The 13,660-nt window shown below is 73.8% G+C and carries 8 protein-coding genes; 2 read left to right on the top strand and 6 right to left on the bottom strand.

Annotated features, from left to right (window positions below):
• Positions 1-40: 40 nt before the first annotated feature.
• The 5 genes from K7I03_RS19780 to K7I03_RS19760 form a co-directional block, all read right to left on the bottom strand.
• On the bottom strand, positions 41-1,057 hold the full coding sequence (locus K7I03_RS19780; RefSeq protein ID WP_185942679.1) for a nucleoside triphosphate pyrophosphohydrolase: 1,017 nt from the start codon (positions 1,055-1,057) through the stop codon (positions 41-43).
• An 80-nt stretch (positions 1,058-1,137) separates the two neighbouring features.
• Positions 1,138-1,755 (bottom strand): SurA N-terminal domain-containing protein, encoded by a 618-nt coding sequence (locus K7I03_RS19775; protein WP_185942678.1) that lies wholly within the window; start codon positions 1,753-1,755, stop codon positions 1,138-1,140.
• Between the two features lie 181 nt (positions 1,756-1,936).
• Positions 1,937-3,628 carry a serine/threonine-protein kinase gene (locus K7I03_RS19770; RefSeq protein ID WP_185942677.1) on the bottom strand — a complete coding sequence of 564 codons (1,692 nt, stop codon included), beginning with the start codon at positions 3,626-3,628 and terminating at the stop codon, positions 1,937-1,939.
• Positions 3,625-4,722 carry a hypothetical protein gene (locus tag K7I03_RS19765; protein ID WP_185942726.1) on the bottom strand — a complete coding sequence of 366 codons (1,098 nt, stop codon included), beginning with the start codon at positions 4,720-4,722 and terminating at the stop codon, positions 3,625-3,627. The genes K7I03_RS19770 and K7I03_RS19765 overlap by 4 nt, the downstream gene beginning before the upstream one ends.
• A 407-nt stretch (positions 4,723-5,129) precedes the next feature.
• Positions 5,130-7,196, bottom strand: a complete 2,067-nt coding sequence (locus tag K7I03_RS19760) for an N-6 DNA methylase (protein ID WP_185942676.1) — start codon at positions 7,194-7,196, stop codon at positions 5,130-5,132.
• A 185-nt stretch (positions 7,197-7,381) separates the two neighbouring features.
• Here K7I03_RS19760 and K7I03_RS19755 point away from each other — a divergent pair, with 185 nt between their 5' ends.
• Positions 7,382-8,092 (top strand): hypothetical protein, encoded by a 711-nt coding sequence (locus K7I03_RS19755; protein ID WP_185942675.1) that lies wholly within the window; start codon positions 7,382-7,384, stop codon positions 8,090-8,092.
• Positions 8,093-8,198: 106 nt separating this feature from the next.
• Positions 8,199-9,671, top strand: coding sequence for a DUF2079 domain-containing protein (locus K7I03_RS19750; protein ID WP_185942674.1), 1,473 nt, complete (start codon positions 8,199-8,201; stop codon positions 9,669-9,671).
• A 172-nt stretch (positions 9,672-9,843) separates the two neighbouring features.
• On the opposite strand, the gene mfd is transcribed toward K7I03_RS19750, so the two are convergent.
• Positions 9,844-13,371, bottom strand: coding sequence for a transcription-repair coupling factor (gene mfd / locus K7I03_RS19745; protein WP_185942673.1), 3,528 nt, complete (start codon positions 13,369-13,371; stop codon positions 9,844-9,846).
• Positions 13,372-13,660: the final 289 nt, after the last annotated feature.

The following is a 13,660-nucleotide window of genomic DNA, read 5'->3' as shown; positions in this document are numbered from 1 at the left end:
GGGTGTGCAACCGCCGCCGGGCGCGCGGGACCGCGCGGGGCTACGCGGCCCCTTCCCCACCACCGTCCCTCTTCGCCTCCACTTGGGCCTCGGCCTGCCGGATCGCGTCCCGGTACGTACGGGCGGCGGCCCGCAGCGCGGTCTCCGGCTCGACGCCCTCCGCCTCGGCCCGGACCGCCATGGCCAGCAGCGCGTACCCGACGCCCTCACCGGCCGGGAGGGGCACGTCCAGGCCCTCGGCGCGGACGCGGGAGGCCAGCTTGGCGGCCAGCGCCAGGGCCGGCTGCCCCAGCGGGACGCCCTCGGTCAGGGACGCGCGGCGCTTCTCGGCGGCCTTGGTCCGCGTCCAGTGCGCCCTGACGTCCTCCGGAGTCTCCGCCTCCGCGTCGCCGAAGACATGGGGGTGCCGGTGGACGAGCTTCTCGACGATGGTGCCCGCCACGTCGTCGATCGCGAACGGCTCGTCGGGGTCGTCCTGGGCGATGCGCGCGTGGAAGACCACCTGGAGCAGCACGTCGCCGAGCTCCTCGCGGAGCGCCTCGCGGTCGCCCGTCTCGATGGCCTCGACGAGTTCGTACATCTCCTCCAGGCCGTATTTGCCCAGGTCCTCGTGGGTGCGGATGCCGGTCCACGGGCAGGCGACCCGGATCCGGTCCATGACCTGCACCAGGTCGAGGAGGCGGGCGCCCGGCAGGTCGTACGAACCGGGCAGCAGCTCCAGCGCCGGCATCCGCTGCCGGCCGGAACCGGCGAGCCGGGCCAGACCGTCGGTCAGGGCCGACTCCCCCGCCGCCGACGTGATCACGACGACGGTCCGGCCGCCGGCCAGGCAGTCGTCGACGAGCGCCCGGGCGTCGAAGGAGCCCGCCGGGGTCTCGGCGGTGATCCCCGCCTCCCCGAGGTAGGGCAGCAGCGGATGGGCGGGGTCGGCGCAGAGCACCCGGTCGGCGGCGCGCAGCGTCTGCCACGCCGGCCAGGACAGCAGTCCGGGCGCGACGCGGTGGCTGGTGGTGAGCAGGACGATCCGGCCGGCCGCCGGGGACGCAGAGTCGTTCACCCTGTCGAGCGTAGGGGACGGCGGCCGGACCGGACCCCGAGGGGCCCGCCGCCAGCACCGGGCTCTCTCCGCGGACTCTTCTACACCGGGCTCTCGGCGGCGGGCGGAGCGACCGGCCGCAGCCAGGGCTCCTGCAGCGGGCGGGCGGTGCCGCGCTTGGCGTCCCAGGCGCCGTACCGCGGGTTGATGTCGACGCGCAGCGCCTGGGAGGTCTTCATCAGCACGTCGTTGGTACGCGCGGCGCCGAGCTTGCCGTCCAGCTTGGTGCGGACGAGGTCCATGGCGAGGGCCTGGTCGATCTGCGAGGGGGCGATGCCCAGGGCCAGGAAGCGGGCGCGCACCGCCTCGGCGCCGCCGTTGGCGCGCTCGACCTGCGACCGCTCGTCCTGGAGCTCGCGGCGGGTGACGTCCACCCCGTTGTCCTGTCCGGCCTTCTCGATGATCCGGTACTGGACGAGCCGGATGAGGGTGTCCTGGCTGAGCCGTGCGCTGTTCGCCGTCAGCTGCTCGCCCTGCGGGGACGACTCCTGTGCGTCGCGGACGTCCTTCACCTGGCTCTGGAGCTGCGCCACGGTGATCCGGTCGTCGCCCACGACGGCCGCGGCGCCGGGGTGCGGGGTGGACCCGCAGGCGGTGAGCAGGGGTGTCGCGGCCAACAGCCCGGCGGCGGCGGAGAGCGCGGTCCTTCGGCGGATCATGGAGCCTCCCGGCAGTGCTCGTGCGGCGGTACGGCGATCGACCTGGCGTTGATCGATGGTAGGGAGTCCGTGTGGCGGAGGCCACTGATTCGACCAACGATTCGCCGGCGTCCGGGATGCGCGGGGCTGGTGGGGCGGGAGGGGCTGACGAGACCTCAGCTCTTCTTGGCCGCCAGGCTTTTCACGCCCGGACCTCACCCAGCCAGCGGAGGGTGTGGCGGATCTCCGCGGGGAGCGGGTGGTGCGGACCGTGCACCCGCTCGGCGTCGAAGAGCAGGGCCATCAGCGTCTCGTGCGCGGCGTGGCGGTCGCCGAGGGACAGCAGGAGGTGGCCCGTGCGCCGGCGTATCTCGAACGCGGTCGCCAGGTCGTCCGGATCGTGCTGGAAGTGCGGCAGCAGCGCGCGGTACTCGTCGAGCGCGCCGGCCGCGTCGCCCAGTTGTTCCAGGCACTGGGCGGCGTCGTACCGGAAGCGCAGCACCTGGCGGGCGGCCCGCGGGCCGGTCTCCGCGGCGTAGTCGTCCATCAGCCGGTGCAGTTCGGGGAGGGCGCGGCGGTACTGGCCGTCGTCCATGAGCGTCGCCGCGTACTGCTTGCGCAGGCTCCGGACGACGCCGGAGTGCTCGCCGTGCTCGGCCGCGGCGGCCGGGAGGATCGCCCCGAGGATGTCGACGGCCTGGGTGATGCCGCCCTGGTCGAGCAGCCTCTTGACCTCCTCGACGGCCCCGGCGACGTCGGCCCCGCCGGTGGGCGTGTGACCCGCGGGAAAGCCGGCGTCGGCGGCGGCGGGGAAGCCCGCCGGCGCTCCGGTGGCCACGGGCGCCGCTCCGGGGGCGGGGGTCCCGGCGAGGGCCGCCGCCCCGGCGGGGGCGGGGACGGTGGTGGAACGGTCGGGCCAGGGGGCGTGCGGGAGCAGGAAGGGGCGCGTGGGGTTCATCGGGCCCATGACCGAACTGACGGTCGGGGCCATGGCTCCCCCGGCCGTCCCGCCCGGGTGGCCCGCGGCTCCGGTGTAGGGGCCGTCCGCGGTCCGTCCGGTCGCGGGCAGGAGGGGGACGAGCGCCCGGTAGACCTCCTGCGCGTCGGCGGGGCGGTCCTGCGGGTCCTTGGCCAGCAGCCGCAGGACCAGCTCCTCCAGCGCCGGGGGCGTCTCGGGCCGGAGCCGGCGGACGGGGACGGGCGGTTCGTAGAGGTGCCGGTGCAGCACCCCGAGCGCCGTCGAACCGGCGAACGGAACCTCCCCGCTGAGCAGTTCGTGCAGCAGCACGCCGAGCGCGTAGAGGTCGGTGTACGGGCCGACGGCACCGCCCATGGCCTGCTCGGGCGCCATGTACGCGGGGCTGCCGATGGGCGAACCGGTCCGGGTGAGGCGCGTGGTGTCGGCGTCCATGACGGAGGCGACGCCGAGGTCGAGGACGAGCACCGAACCGTCCGGGCGGATCATCACGTTCCGCGGCTTGAGGTCGCGGTGGATGATCGGGACGGCGTGCACCGCCGCGAGCACCGAGCAGAGCTGCGCGGCCACCGAGACGGCCCACGGCCAGGGGTAGGGCTCGTGCTCGGCCAGATGGTCGGCGAGGTCGGCGCCCTCGACGAACTGCATGACGAGGTAGAGGTCCTCGCCGTCGCTGCCCGCGTCGTGCACGGTGACCAGGCCGTGGTGGTCCACCTGGGCGGTGACCCGGCACTCGCGGACGAAGCGGCGGCGGAGCTCGTCCCCGCCGTCGGTGCCGGCCATCCGGTCGGGGCGCAGCAGCTTCACGGCCACGCGGCGGTCGAGCCGCCGGTCGTAGCCGGTCCATACCTGGCCCATGCCGCCCTGGCCGATGACCGTCGCCAGCTCGTACCGGTCGGCGATGACGCGCCCGTTCACTGTTCCCGCTCCCCTTGGTGGCCCGGACCCCTGCGGAGGAGGTCACTCAGTTCGTCCAGCTCGGCCCGGACCTGGTCGATCCGCTGCGGCCGGCGCGCGCCGTCCGCCGGGGCCGACGGCTGCCGGGACGGCTGGGCCGGCGCTTGCGGATGCGCGGGCGACTGGTGCGGGGCGGGCCTGTGGCCTTGGTCAGCGGGGTGGCGCGGGTGCGACGGCACGGTGGTCTGCGCGTGCGGGTCCGGCTGCGGATAGCCGTAGGCCGGCGCCTGCCCGGCGAGCGGCGGTGACGGCTGACGGGACGTCATGAAGGGCGCGCCACCGGCCGGGTGGGACGTGGCCTCCTGTGCGGCGGCCGGGCGCGCGTGGCGCGGCCGGTACGGGCGCTCCGCGCCGGCCCCGGCCCCCGAGGCGCCGGGCGCCATCGGGTCGACAGGGTTCACCGGGCCGGCGAGGCCGGCATGACCGCCGACCCCGGGAGACCCGGCAGATCCGGCGGACCCGACAGGCCCGGCCTGCCCGGCCGGCCCGGGAACGGCGCCCATGGGGTGCCCGGGCATCATGGCGCCGCCCGGAGGAACGGCCGATGGCGGCAACGAGGAATGACCGCCGCTCGAGTGACCACCCGTCAGGTGACCATAGGGATGCTGCCCGACCACGGGCGGGGTCGGACCGTACTGGCTATAGGACAGCGGCGGCAGGTGACCTCCGATGGGCTGCCCTCCGGGGTGGACCGGAGCGTAGGGGCCGGGGGCGGCCGCCGGGAAGGCGGCGGCCGGCGCGACACCGGCCTGCGGCGCGGCCCATCGGGTCCTGGCCGCCCGGTGGTGGCGGATGTCGGACCAGAGGTAGTAGGCGGTCGCGGCCACCCCGGTCCCGATCGCCCCGGTGACGCCCAGGGTGTACCAGACCGTCTTGGCGAGCTCTTCCCTCATCATGAACAGCCAGACCACGGAGGCCACCAACACCACCCAGAACAGCGCCCAGTCGAAGGCCCTCCGCCGGACGATGGCCATGCGCAGCATCGGTATCCAACTCAGCAGGAACACCGTGCAGACGGTGATGGCGACGATGACCACACGGATGGTGACGACCATCGCTCCACCGGGACGGTGGGGCTGCCGCTGTGCCGGGCCGGGGCCATTCATCACTGCTCCTGGTGTACGGGATGTGACAGAGCCTATCCATCGACCTCCGAACGGTCGCGAGGGTTGCCCCGATCCGACGGCCGGGGGACCGCTCACACCCAGCCACCCCCACACAGCCCCCGATCCGTGAGGCCACACCGCGCCGTCCCATCCGCCGCGCGGCCCCGGCGCGTTCGGAGGTCGCGCCCGGTTCATCCCGGCGGCACCGTCCGACCCGTCGTCCCGGCCGGTCCGTCCCGGCGGCACCCATCCGGTCCGTCCCGGCGGCACCCATCCAGTCCATCCCGCACACCCCGCCTGGCCCGTCCCGCCCGGCTCAGTCCGGTGCAGTCCAGCTCAATCCAGCTTGGTCCGGCTCAGTCCGGCCGTACCGTCCCGTCGGTCAGCCCGTCGTACAGCCCCTGGATCAGCTGTTCTCCCAGCCGTTCGGTCAGCCGCAGCGCCTCCTCGAAGGCGGCCAGGGCGCGGAACCGGGCGCCGTAGCGGCGCTGTTCGCCCAGCGGCAGCCGGGGCACCTGGAGTCTGCGTACGTCGAGCCGGGTCGCCGTCGACGCGTAGCTGCTCGCCTGGCGCTGGTTGGCGGTGCCGCGCAGGAATCCGGCGAGGAACCAGGGGTCGAGCGCGGCCGGGTCGGGCCGGAGCAGGAACAGCCCCCGGCCGAGCGCCGCTCCGGCGGTGGCCTCGTCGACGACACGGGCCACGGTGACGTCACCGAGGACCGGCACCACCACGTCGTCCGGCTCCACCAGCACCGGTTCCTCGGCCGGCCCCTCGGGCAGTGTGCCGGAGGGCGGGCCGCCCGCCTTGACGTCGTAGTCCGTGAGCACGGGAGCCGCGTCCGGCCCGGTGGCGGTGCCGGGGCCGCCGGCCCGGAGGACGAGGGCGCCGGCCCGTGCGAGCTCTCCGACGGTGGTGGTCGGCCAGCGGGCGCCCGAGCTCTCTTCCGGTACGCCCGGGGCGAGTTCGGCGGCCCGGCCCAGGGCGACGGTGAGCCGGTCCTGGACGTCCGTGAGGTCGGCGACGCCGCCGGCCGACGCGGGGGGCGGGAGGTGGCGGGCCGGGGCCAGGTCCACGTCGTCGTCGAGCAGGTCGATCACGGGCAGCGAGCGGTGCTGGCCCGGTTTCTCCTCCACCGTGCCGCACCGGTCGAAGTCCTCCCAGGCTTCCAGCACGGCGGTGCCGACGGCCTGCCAGGGGAGCTTGTCACGGCCGGCCGGGGCGAGGTCGGCGGTGTCGACGAGCAGCACCTGAGGGGTGGGCGACTGCTGTGCGCCCGGGCGGCGCAGCACCCACAGGTGCAGCGGGATGCCGTACGGCGGGGCGGCGCCGGCCGGCAGCGAGATCACGGCCCGGAGCGCGCCGCGGCGGAGCAGGTCGGCGCGGATGCGGCGGCCGGACCGGCGGGAGGCGACGGCCGGGGGCATCAGCAGGACGGCGGTGCCGCCCTCGCGGAGGCGGGCGAGGGCGTGCTGGACCCAGGCGAGCTCCGACTCGGTGCGGGCGGGGAACCCGTACTCCCAGCGCGGGTCGTAGGCCAGCTCGTCGTGGCCCCAGTTGCGTTCGTTGAACGGCGGGTGGCACAGCACCACGTCGACGGACAGGTCCGTGAAGGCGTCCGCGCGCAGGCTGTCACCCGGGCGCACCCGCACCTGGGCGTCGGAGTGCAGGGCCAGGCGCAGGGCGGTGAGCGCGGCCAGGTCGGCGTCGGCCTCCTGGCCGAGGACGGTGAGCCGCTCGGCCGAGCCGGCCGCGCCGGCCGCGCTGAGCAGCCCGCCGGTGCCGCAGGCGGGGTCGAGGACCGTGCGGTCCCGCCGGTCGCTCTTGGGCCCGTGGCCCAGGGCTGCCATGAGCTCGGCGACGCCGGGCGGGGTGAGGGAGTACTGCCGGGGATTGGCGTCGAGGTGGCGGCCGAGGAGGAACTCGTAGGCGGGGCCGGCGCCACGCACCGTGGCGAGGTCGGCGATGCCGCGCAGCAGGCCGGAGGAGACGGCGAGCTCGGCCGGGCCGGGGACGGCGACGGCGTGGTGCTCGCCGAGCCGGGCGGCCAGCACGGTCTCCAGGGCGGTGGGGAGGGCTTCGGCGAGCGCGGTGTCGGGGAGCTCCGCCAGTTCCAGCCAGTCCATGGGCCGGTTCTTGACCAGGAGCAGGACGGAGCCGGCGTAGCGGAGGGCGGTGACGGCGCCGGCCGGATGCCCGACGAGCTGCTGCCAGACCCGCTCCCGCAGCGGCACCTCCTCGATCTTGCCCTGGTGCCTCAGCCACCGCTCGATGTCGGTGAGGTAGAAGGTCGGGCTGGTCTCCGTACCCCCTATGGGCTGGGGAAAGTCGGCGTGCCGACGGCGCCAGTTGCTGACCGCCGCGCGTCCCACTCCGGCCAGCCGGGCGATTCCGGCCGCGGTCACCTCCACCGCACTCTCCGACACCTGACTCCCCTCCTCCTGGCTGCCTGCCGCTCGTTCGATGTGGTGCCGAGCATACCCCCGGCCTCCGAACCGATCCCTTCACAGGCGTGAAGTCACTCGATCCCGTGAACGTCGTTGACTCGGTTAACAGCTTCTGCTGTGATTGACCCATCGGATCGCGGATCTCTCGCCGAAAGGTGTTCGCCATGTATCAGCACGCCCAGCAGAAGCAGCGGAACTGGTTCGCCCGGCACAAGGTGCTCACCGCGGCCGGCGCCCTCGTCCTCGTCGTGGGCGCGGGTGCCGCGCTCTCGGGCGGCGGGGACGACAGCGCCTCCGACAAGGTCGTCACCGCCGGCGACGGCGGCACGGCCGACAAGGGCTCCGGTAAAGAGGGGAAAGCGGCGAAGAAGGCCGACATCCCCGGCAGCGGGACGTTCCAGATCGGGTCCGACGTCAAGCCCGGCACCTACCGGAGCGTCGGCAACAAGTCCTCGGGCAACTGCTACTGGGAGCGGGCCAAGGACTCCAAGGGCGAGGCCGACTCGATCATCGCCAACGACAACGTCACCGGCACCAGCTATGTGACGATCAAGGCCGAGGACAAGATCTTCAAGTCCCAGGGCTGCAAGGGCTGGGAGCTCGTCCCCGCCAAGGCGGGCGGCGCCCCGACGACCACGTCGGTGTCCGGCGACGGCATGTACCGGGTGGGGGCCGACATAGCCCCCGGCACCTACCGGTCCACCGGCAACAAGGCGGACGGCAACTGCTACTGGGAGCGCGCCAAGGACGCGCTGCACGGCATGGACTCGATCGCGGCCAACGAGAACGTCACCGGCAACGGCCTCGTGACGATCACCGCGCAGGACGCCTACTTCAAGACCAGCGGCTGTGCCGAGTGGAAGAAGACCGGCTGATCCGGCACCGGGCGACGACCGCGCCCGCCACGGCGCCCGGCGGTTCCGCGTATCTTTTCGACAGTCGTCAGCCGAACCGGAAAGCCAGCAGGAGGAGAGGACCCCCATGGACTCGGCCGCAGCCGCCGTCTCGGCGCCGGGCCCGGACACGGCCGCCGCACCGGCCGGGGGCCGGGCGTGGACCAGCACCCTGCGGGCACCGCGGCTCGACCCCTACTGGGTGGCCGGGGCGCTGTTCGTCCTCTATACCGCCCTCTCGGTGACCCGGCACCGCCGGATGCTCACCATGTCCTGGGACATCGGCATCTTCGAGCAGGCCATCCGGACCTACTCCCACTTCCAGGCGCCCGTCGCCGACCTCAAGGGTCCCGGCGCCAACATCCTCGGCGACCACTTCAGCCCCATCACCGCCCTGGTCGCCCCCTTCTACCGGCTCTTCCCCAGCCCCGTCACCATGCTCGTCGTCCAGGCCGCGCTGTTCGCGCTGTCCGCCGTCCCCGTCGTCCGGCTCGCCGCCGGAAAACTGGGGCGCGCCCGCGGGCTGGCGATAGGCATCGCCTACGGCTTCTCCTGGGGCATACAGCGCGCGGTCGACTTCGACTTCCACGAGATCGCCTTCGCCATGCCGCTCCTGGCCTTCTCCCTGGAAGCCGTGGTCGGCCGGCGGTGGCGGACGGCGCTGTGCTGGGCGCTGCCCCTGGTCCTGGTGAAGGAGGACCTGGGCGTCACGGTCGCCGCGATCGGCGCGGCGATCCTCCTGCTGGAGCGCCGGGACCGGCGCCACGGCCCGGACGGGACCCCGCGTGACACCAAGGCCACGATGGCCGGCGGCATCCTCGTCGCCTTCGGTCTCGCCGCCAGCGCCCTCGCCCTCGGCGTCGCGATCCCGTCCTTCAACAACACCGGCTCCTACGGCTACTGGAACAAGATCGACGGCGGTTCCACCGCCACCATCCCGCCGCTGACCGCCGCCCGCACCCTGCTGTGGATACTGCTGCCGACCACCGGCCTGCTGGCCCTCCGGTCACCGGTGGCGATCGTCGCCCTGCCGACGCTCGCCTGGCGGTTCGTCTCCCACGACGACCACTACTGGGGAACGGACTGGCACTACAACGCCGTCCTGATGCCCATCGTCCTCATCGCGCTGACCGATGCCCTCGCCACCGCCCACCGCAGCCGGCGGGACTGGCTGCGCCGGTACGCCCGGCAGCTTCCGGCCGCCGTAGCCGGCGCGGCCCTGGCCCTCAGCGCGTCCCTCCCCCTCTACACCCTGACCGAGCCCGCCACCTACGAGATACCCGCGAGCGTCAAGGCCACCGAGCGGCTGCTGGCGCGCATACCGGACGGCGCCACCGTCGAGGCGTCGGACGTCGCCGCCATAAGCCGGCTGACCGGCCGCTGCCGCGTCTTCTGGTTCGGGGACACCCAGGGGATAACGCCCGCCTACATAACCGAGCGCGTCGACGACGGCAGGCCCGTCAAGGACCTCGTCGCCGACGCGGCCCGGAGGCATCCGGGGGCCCGGTACGGCCTGGTGGGCGTGGAGGGCACGACCGTGGTGCTCAAGCGCGCCGCCTGACGCGCTCGGGCCGCCCGGCAGGAAAGGAACCGCACGGGCCGGCACCGGCGGGCGGCGGCGCACCGGGCCCTGCCTCCGTCCCTGCACCGAAGCCGACACCGGCGCTGGCATCGGAATCCGCCGAGAGGAGCGCCGGGCCGTCCCGTGCCCGTCCCGGCACCGGCACCCGCCGTCAGCCGAGGATGGTCGTGAGGAACTCCCCGGTCCAGGCCAGCAGTTCCCGCCCGACCAGCGGCTTCCCGCCGATGGGGCGGGTCGCGGGCCGCGGCACCAGGATCTGCCGGTTGGCGGGCTTCATGACCGTGCGCGGGTAGAGCCGCTTGAGCCGCAGCTCCTGCGACTCACGCAACTCGACCGGACCGAAGCGGACGTTGGAGCCCTGCAGGGTGATGTCCGTGACCCCGCAGGCCCGGGCGAGCATCCGCAGGCCCGCGACCAGCAGCAGGTTCTCCACCGGCTCGGGGAGCTTGCCGTACCGGTCGGTCAGCTCCTCGCGGACGGCCTTGATGTCCTCCTCGCTGTTGGCGGAGGCGATGGCGCGGTACGCCTGGAGGCGCAGCCGCTCGCCCGGCGCGTAGTCGTGCGGGACGTGCGCGTCCACCGGCAGTTCGATCTTGACCTCGAGCGGCGGCGGCTCCTCCGCCCCGCCGGCCTCCAGGGAGGCGCGGTAGTCCGCCACCGCCTCGCCGACCATGCGGATGTAGAGGTCGAAACCGACGCCGGCGATGTGCCCGGACTGCTCGCCGCCCAGCAGGTTGCCGGCGCCGCGGATCTCCAGGTCCTTCATCGCCACGTACATGCCGGCGCCCATCTCGGTGTGCTGGGCGATGGTGGCCAGCCGCTCGTGCGCGGTCTCGGTGAGCGGCTTCTCCGGCGGGTACAGGAAGTAGGCGTACCCACGCTCGCGGCTGCGGCCGACGCGGCCGCGCAACTGGTGGAGCTGGGAGAGGCCGAAGTTGTCGCCGCGCTCGACGATGAGGGTGTTGGCGTTGGAGATGTCGATGCCGGACTCCACGATCGTCGTGGAGACCAGCACGTCGAACTTCTTCTCCCAGAAGTCGACCACGACTTGCTCCAGCGCGGACTCCGACATCTGCCCGTGCGCGGTGGCGATCCGCGCCTCGGGCACGATCTCGCGCAGCCGGGCGGCGGCCCGGTCGATGGACTCGACGCGGTTGTGGATGTAGAAGACCTGCCCCTCGCGGAGCAGTTCGCGCCGGATGGCGGCGCCGATCTGCTTCGGGTCGTAGGGCCCGACGAAGGTGAGGACCGGATGGCGCTCCTCCGGCGGAGTGGTGATCGTGGACATCTCGCGGATGCCGGTGACGGCCATCTCCAGCGTCCGCGGGATCGGCGTCGCGGACATGGTGAGCACGTCCACGTTGGCCCGCAGCTTCTTCAGCTGCTCCTTGTGCTCGACACCGAAGCGCTGCTCCTCGTCGACGATGACCAGGCCCAGGTCCTTGAACTTCGTCTCGGACGAGAACAGCCGGTGGGTACCGATGACGATGTCGACCGAGCCCTCACGCAGGCCCTCCAGCACCGCCTTCGCCTCGGTGTCGGTCTGGAAGCGGGAGAGCGCCTTCACCACCACGGGGAACTGGGCGTACCGCTCCGAGAAGGTGCCGAAGTGCTGCTGCACCAGCAGCGTGGTCGGCACCAGCACCGCCACCTGCTTGCCGTCCTGCACCGCCTTGAAGGCGGCGCGCACCGCGATCTCCGTCTTGCCGTAGCCGACGTCGCCGCAGACCAGGCGGTCCATGGGGACGGACTTCTCCATGTCCTCCTTGACCTCGGCGATGGTGGTGAGCTGGTCCGGGGTCTCCGCGTACGGGAAGGCGTCCTCCAACTCCCGCTGCCAGGGGGTGTCCGGGCCGAAGGCGTGGCCGGGGGCCGCCATCCGCGCCGAGTAGAGCTTGATCAGGTCGGCGGCGATCTCCTTGACGGCCTTCTTGGCGCGCGCCTTCGTCTTGGTCCAGTCGGCGCCGCCGAGCCGGTGCAGCGTCGGCGCCTCACCGCCCACGTACTTGGTGACCTGCTCCAACTGGTCCGTGGGGATGTAGAGGCGATCGCCGGGCTGGCCACGCTTGGCCGGCGCGTACTCGACGAGCAGGTACTCGCGGGTGGCGCCCTGGACGGTCCGCTGCACCATCTCGATGTAGCGGCCGACGCCGTGCTGCTCGTGGACGATGTAGTCGCCCGCCTGGAGGGTCAGCGGGTCGATGGACTTGCGGCGGCGGGCCGGCATCCGGCCCATGTCCTTGCTCGCCGACTTCTGGCCGGAGAGGTCGGTCTCGGTGAGGACGGCGACCTTCAGTCCCGGGTGGACGAAGCCGCTGTCCAGGCTCGCGCAGGAGACGTGCACCAGGGACGGGGAGAAGTCGTCGAGCACGGCGTCCAGCCGGGCCGGGATGCCCTCGTTGCCCAGCACCTCCACCGTCCGCGCGGCCGGGCCGTGCCCCTCGGTGAGGAACAGCGTCCGCCAGCCGTCGGCCAGCCAGCCCTTGGTGTCGGCCAGGGCGCGGGCGGTGTCGCCGCGGTAGGTCTCGGGGGCGTGCATGCCCAGGGTGAGGGTGTCGCTGTCCAGGTCCTCGTCGGCGGCGAACGGGCTGACGGACCACCACATCACGCCCAGTTCGCGGGCCCGGTCGCGGACGTCGGCGATGCTCCACAGCGAGGCGGCGTCCACGTCGATGGGCGCCTCGCCGCCGCCCGCGGTGGCGGCCCACGACGCCTGGAGGAACTCCTGCGAGGTGGCGACCAGGTCCGCGGCGCGGGTCCGCACCCGCTCCGGGTCGCAGACGACCGCCATGCTGCCGGCCGGGAGGACGTCGAGCAGCAGCTCCATGTCGTCCACCAGCACCGGCGCCAGGGACTCCATGCCCTCGACGGCGATGCCCTCGGCGATCTTCCCGAGGAGTTCGCCGAGCTCCGGGTGGTCCTCGGCGAGCGCGGCGGCCCGCTCCCGGACGGCGTCGGTGAGCAGCAGCTCACGGCAGGGCGGCGCCCAGAGCCCGTGCTCGGCGACCTCCAGCGACCGCTGGTCCGCCACCTTGAAGTAGCGGATCTCCTCCACGTCGTCGCCCCAGAACTCCACCCGCAGCGGGTGCTCCTCGGTGGGCGGGAAGACATCGAGGATGCCGCCGCGGACGGCGAACTCGCCGCGCTTCTCCACCAGCTCGACCCGGGCGTACGCGGCGGCGGCCAGCGCCTCGGTGACCTCGCCGAGATCGGCGCTCTGCCCACTGCGCAGGCTGACGGGCTCCAGGTCGCCGAGCCCCTTGACCTGCGGCTGGAGCACCGACCGGATGGGCGCGACGACGACGCTGACGGGCCCGGCGGCCGGGTCGTCGGGGCTGGGGTGGGCGAGCCGGCGGAGCACGGCCAGCCGGCGGCCGACGGTGTCGGAGCGCGGGGAGAGGCGCTCGTGCGGCAGCGTCTCCCAGGACGGGTACTCGACGACGCCGTCCGGCGGCAGCAGCGAGCGCAGCGCGGCGGCCAGGTCCTCGGCCTCCCGCCCGGTGGCAGTGACGGCCAGGACGGGGCGGCCCGCGCGGGCCAGGGCGGCGATGGTGAACGGCCGGGCGGCGGGCGGTCCGACGAGGTCGATGTGCGGCCGGTTGCCGTCGCCCGCGGCCTTCACCGCTTCGGCGAGCGCCGGATCGTTGACGACGGCGTCGAGCAGACCGTGCAGGCTCATGAGGGGCTTCCGTCCCGGGAGGGTGACAACACGAATCGCCCGACGCGTGGGGGACGAGCCGGGTGTGTCTCCAGCGTACGACGCGGTGGTGGGGTGGGTGGGGGCGTCGGGGCGCGGCCGGGCGCGGGCCGGTGGGTGGCGGGCGGCCCGCGCCCCGACGGCGGGGGAGCGCCCCCGGGCGGCCGCGGGCCGGTTCCGCCTCGGGCGGGGGGCTTGCCCCTGTCCCTCCCCCAGAGGGGGCACCCCCACTTTCCGTTTCTCACGGGGGCTGCGCCCCCGCACCCCCGAA

The organism is Streptomyces mobaraensis, assembly GCF_020099395.1.
Taxonomy (GTDB): domain Bacteria; phylum Actinomycetota; class Actinomycetes; order Streptomycetales; family Streptomycetaceae; genus Streptomyces.
The sequence above is the reverse complement of the archived record's forward strand: the minus strand, read 5'-3'. Positions and strand labels throughout refer to the sequence as shown.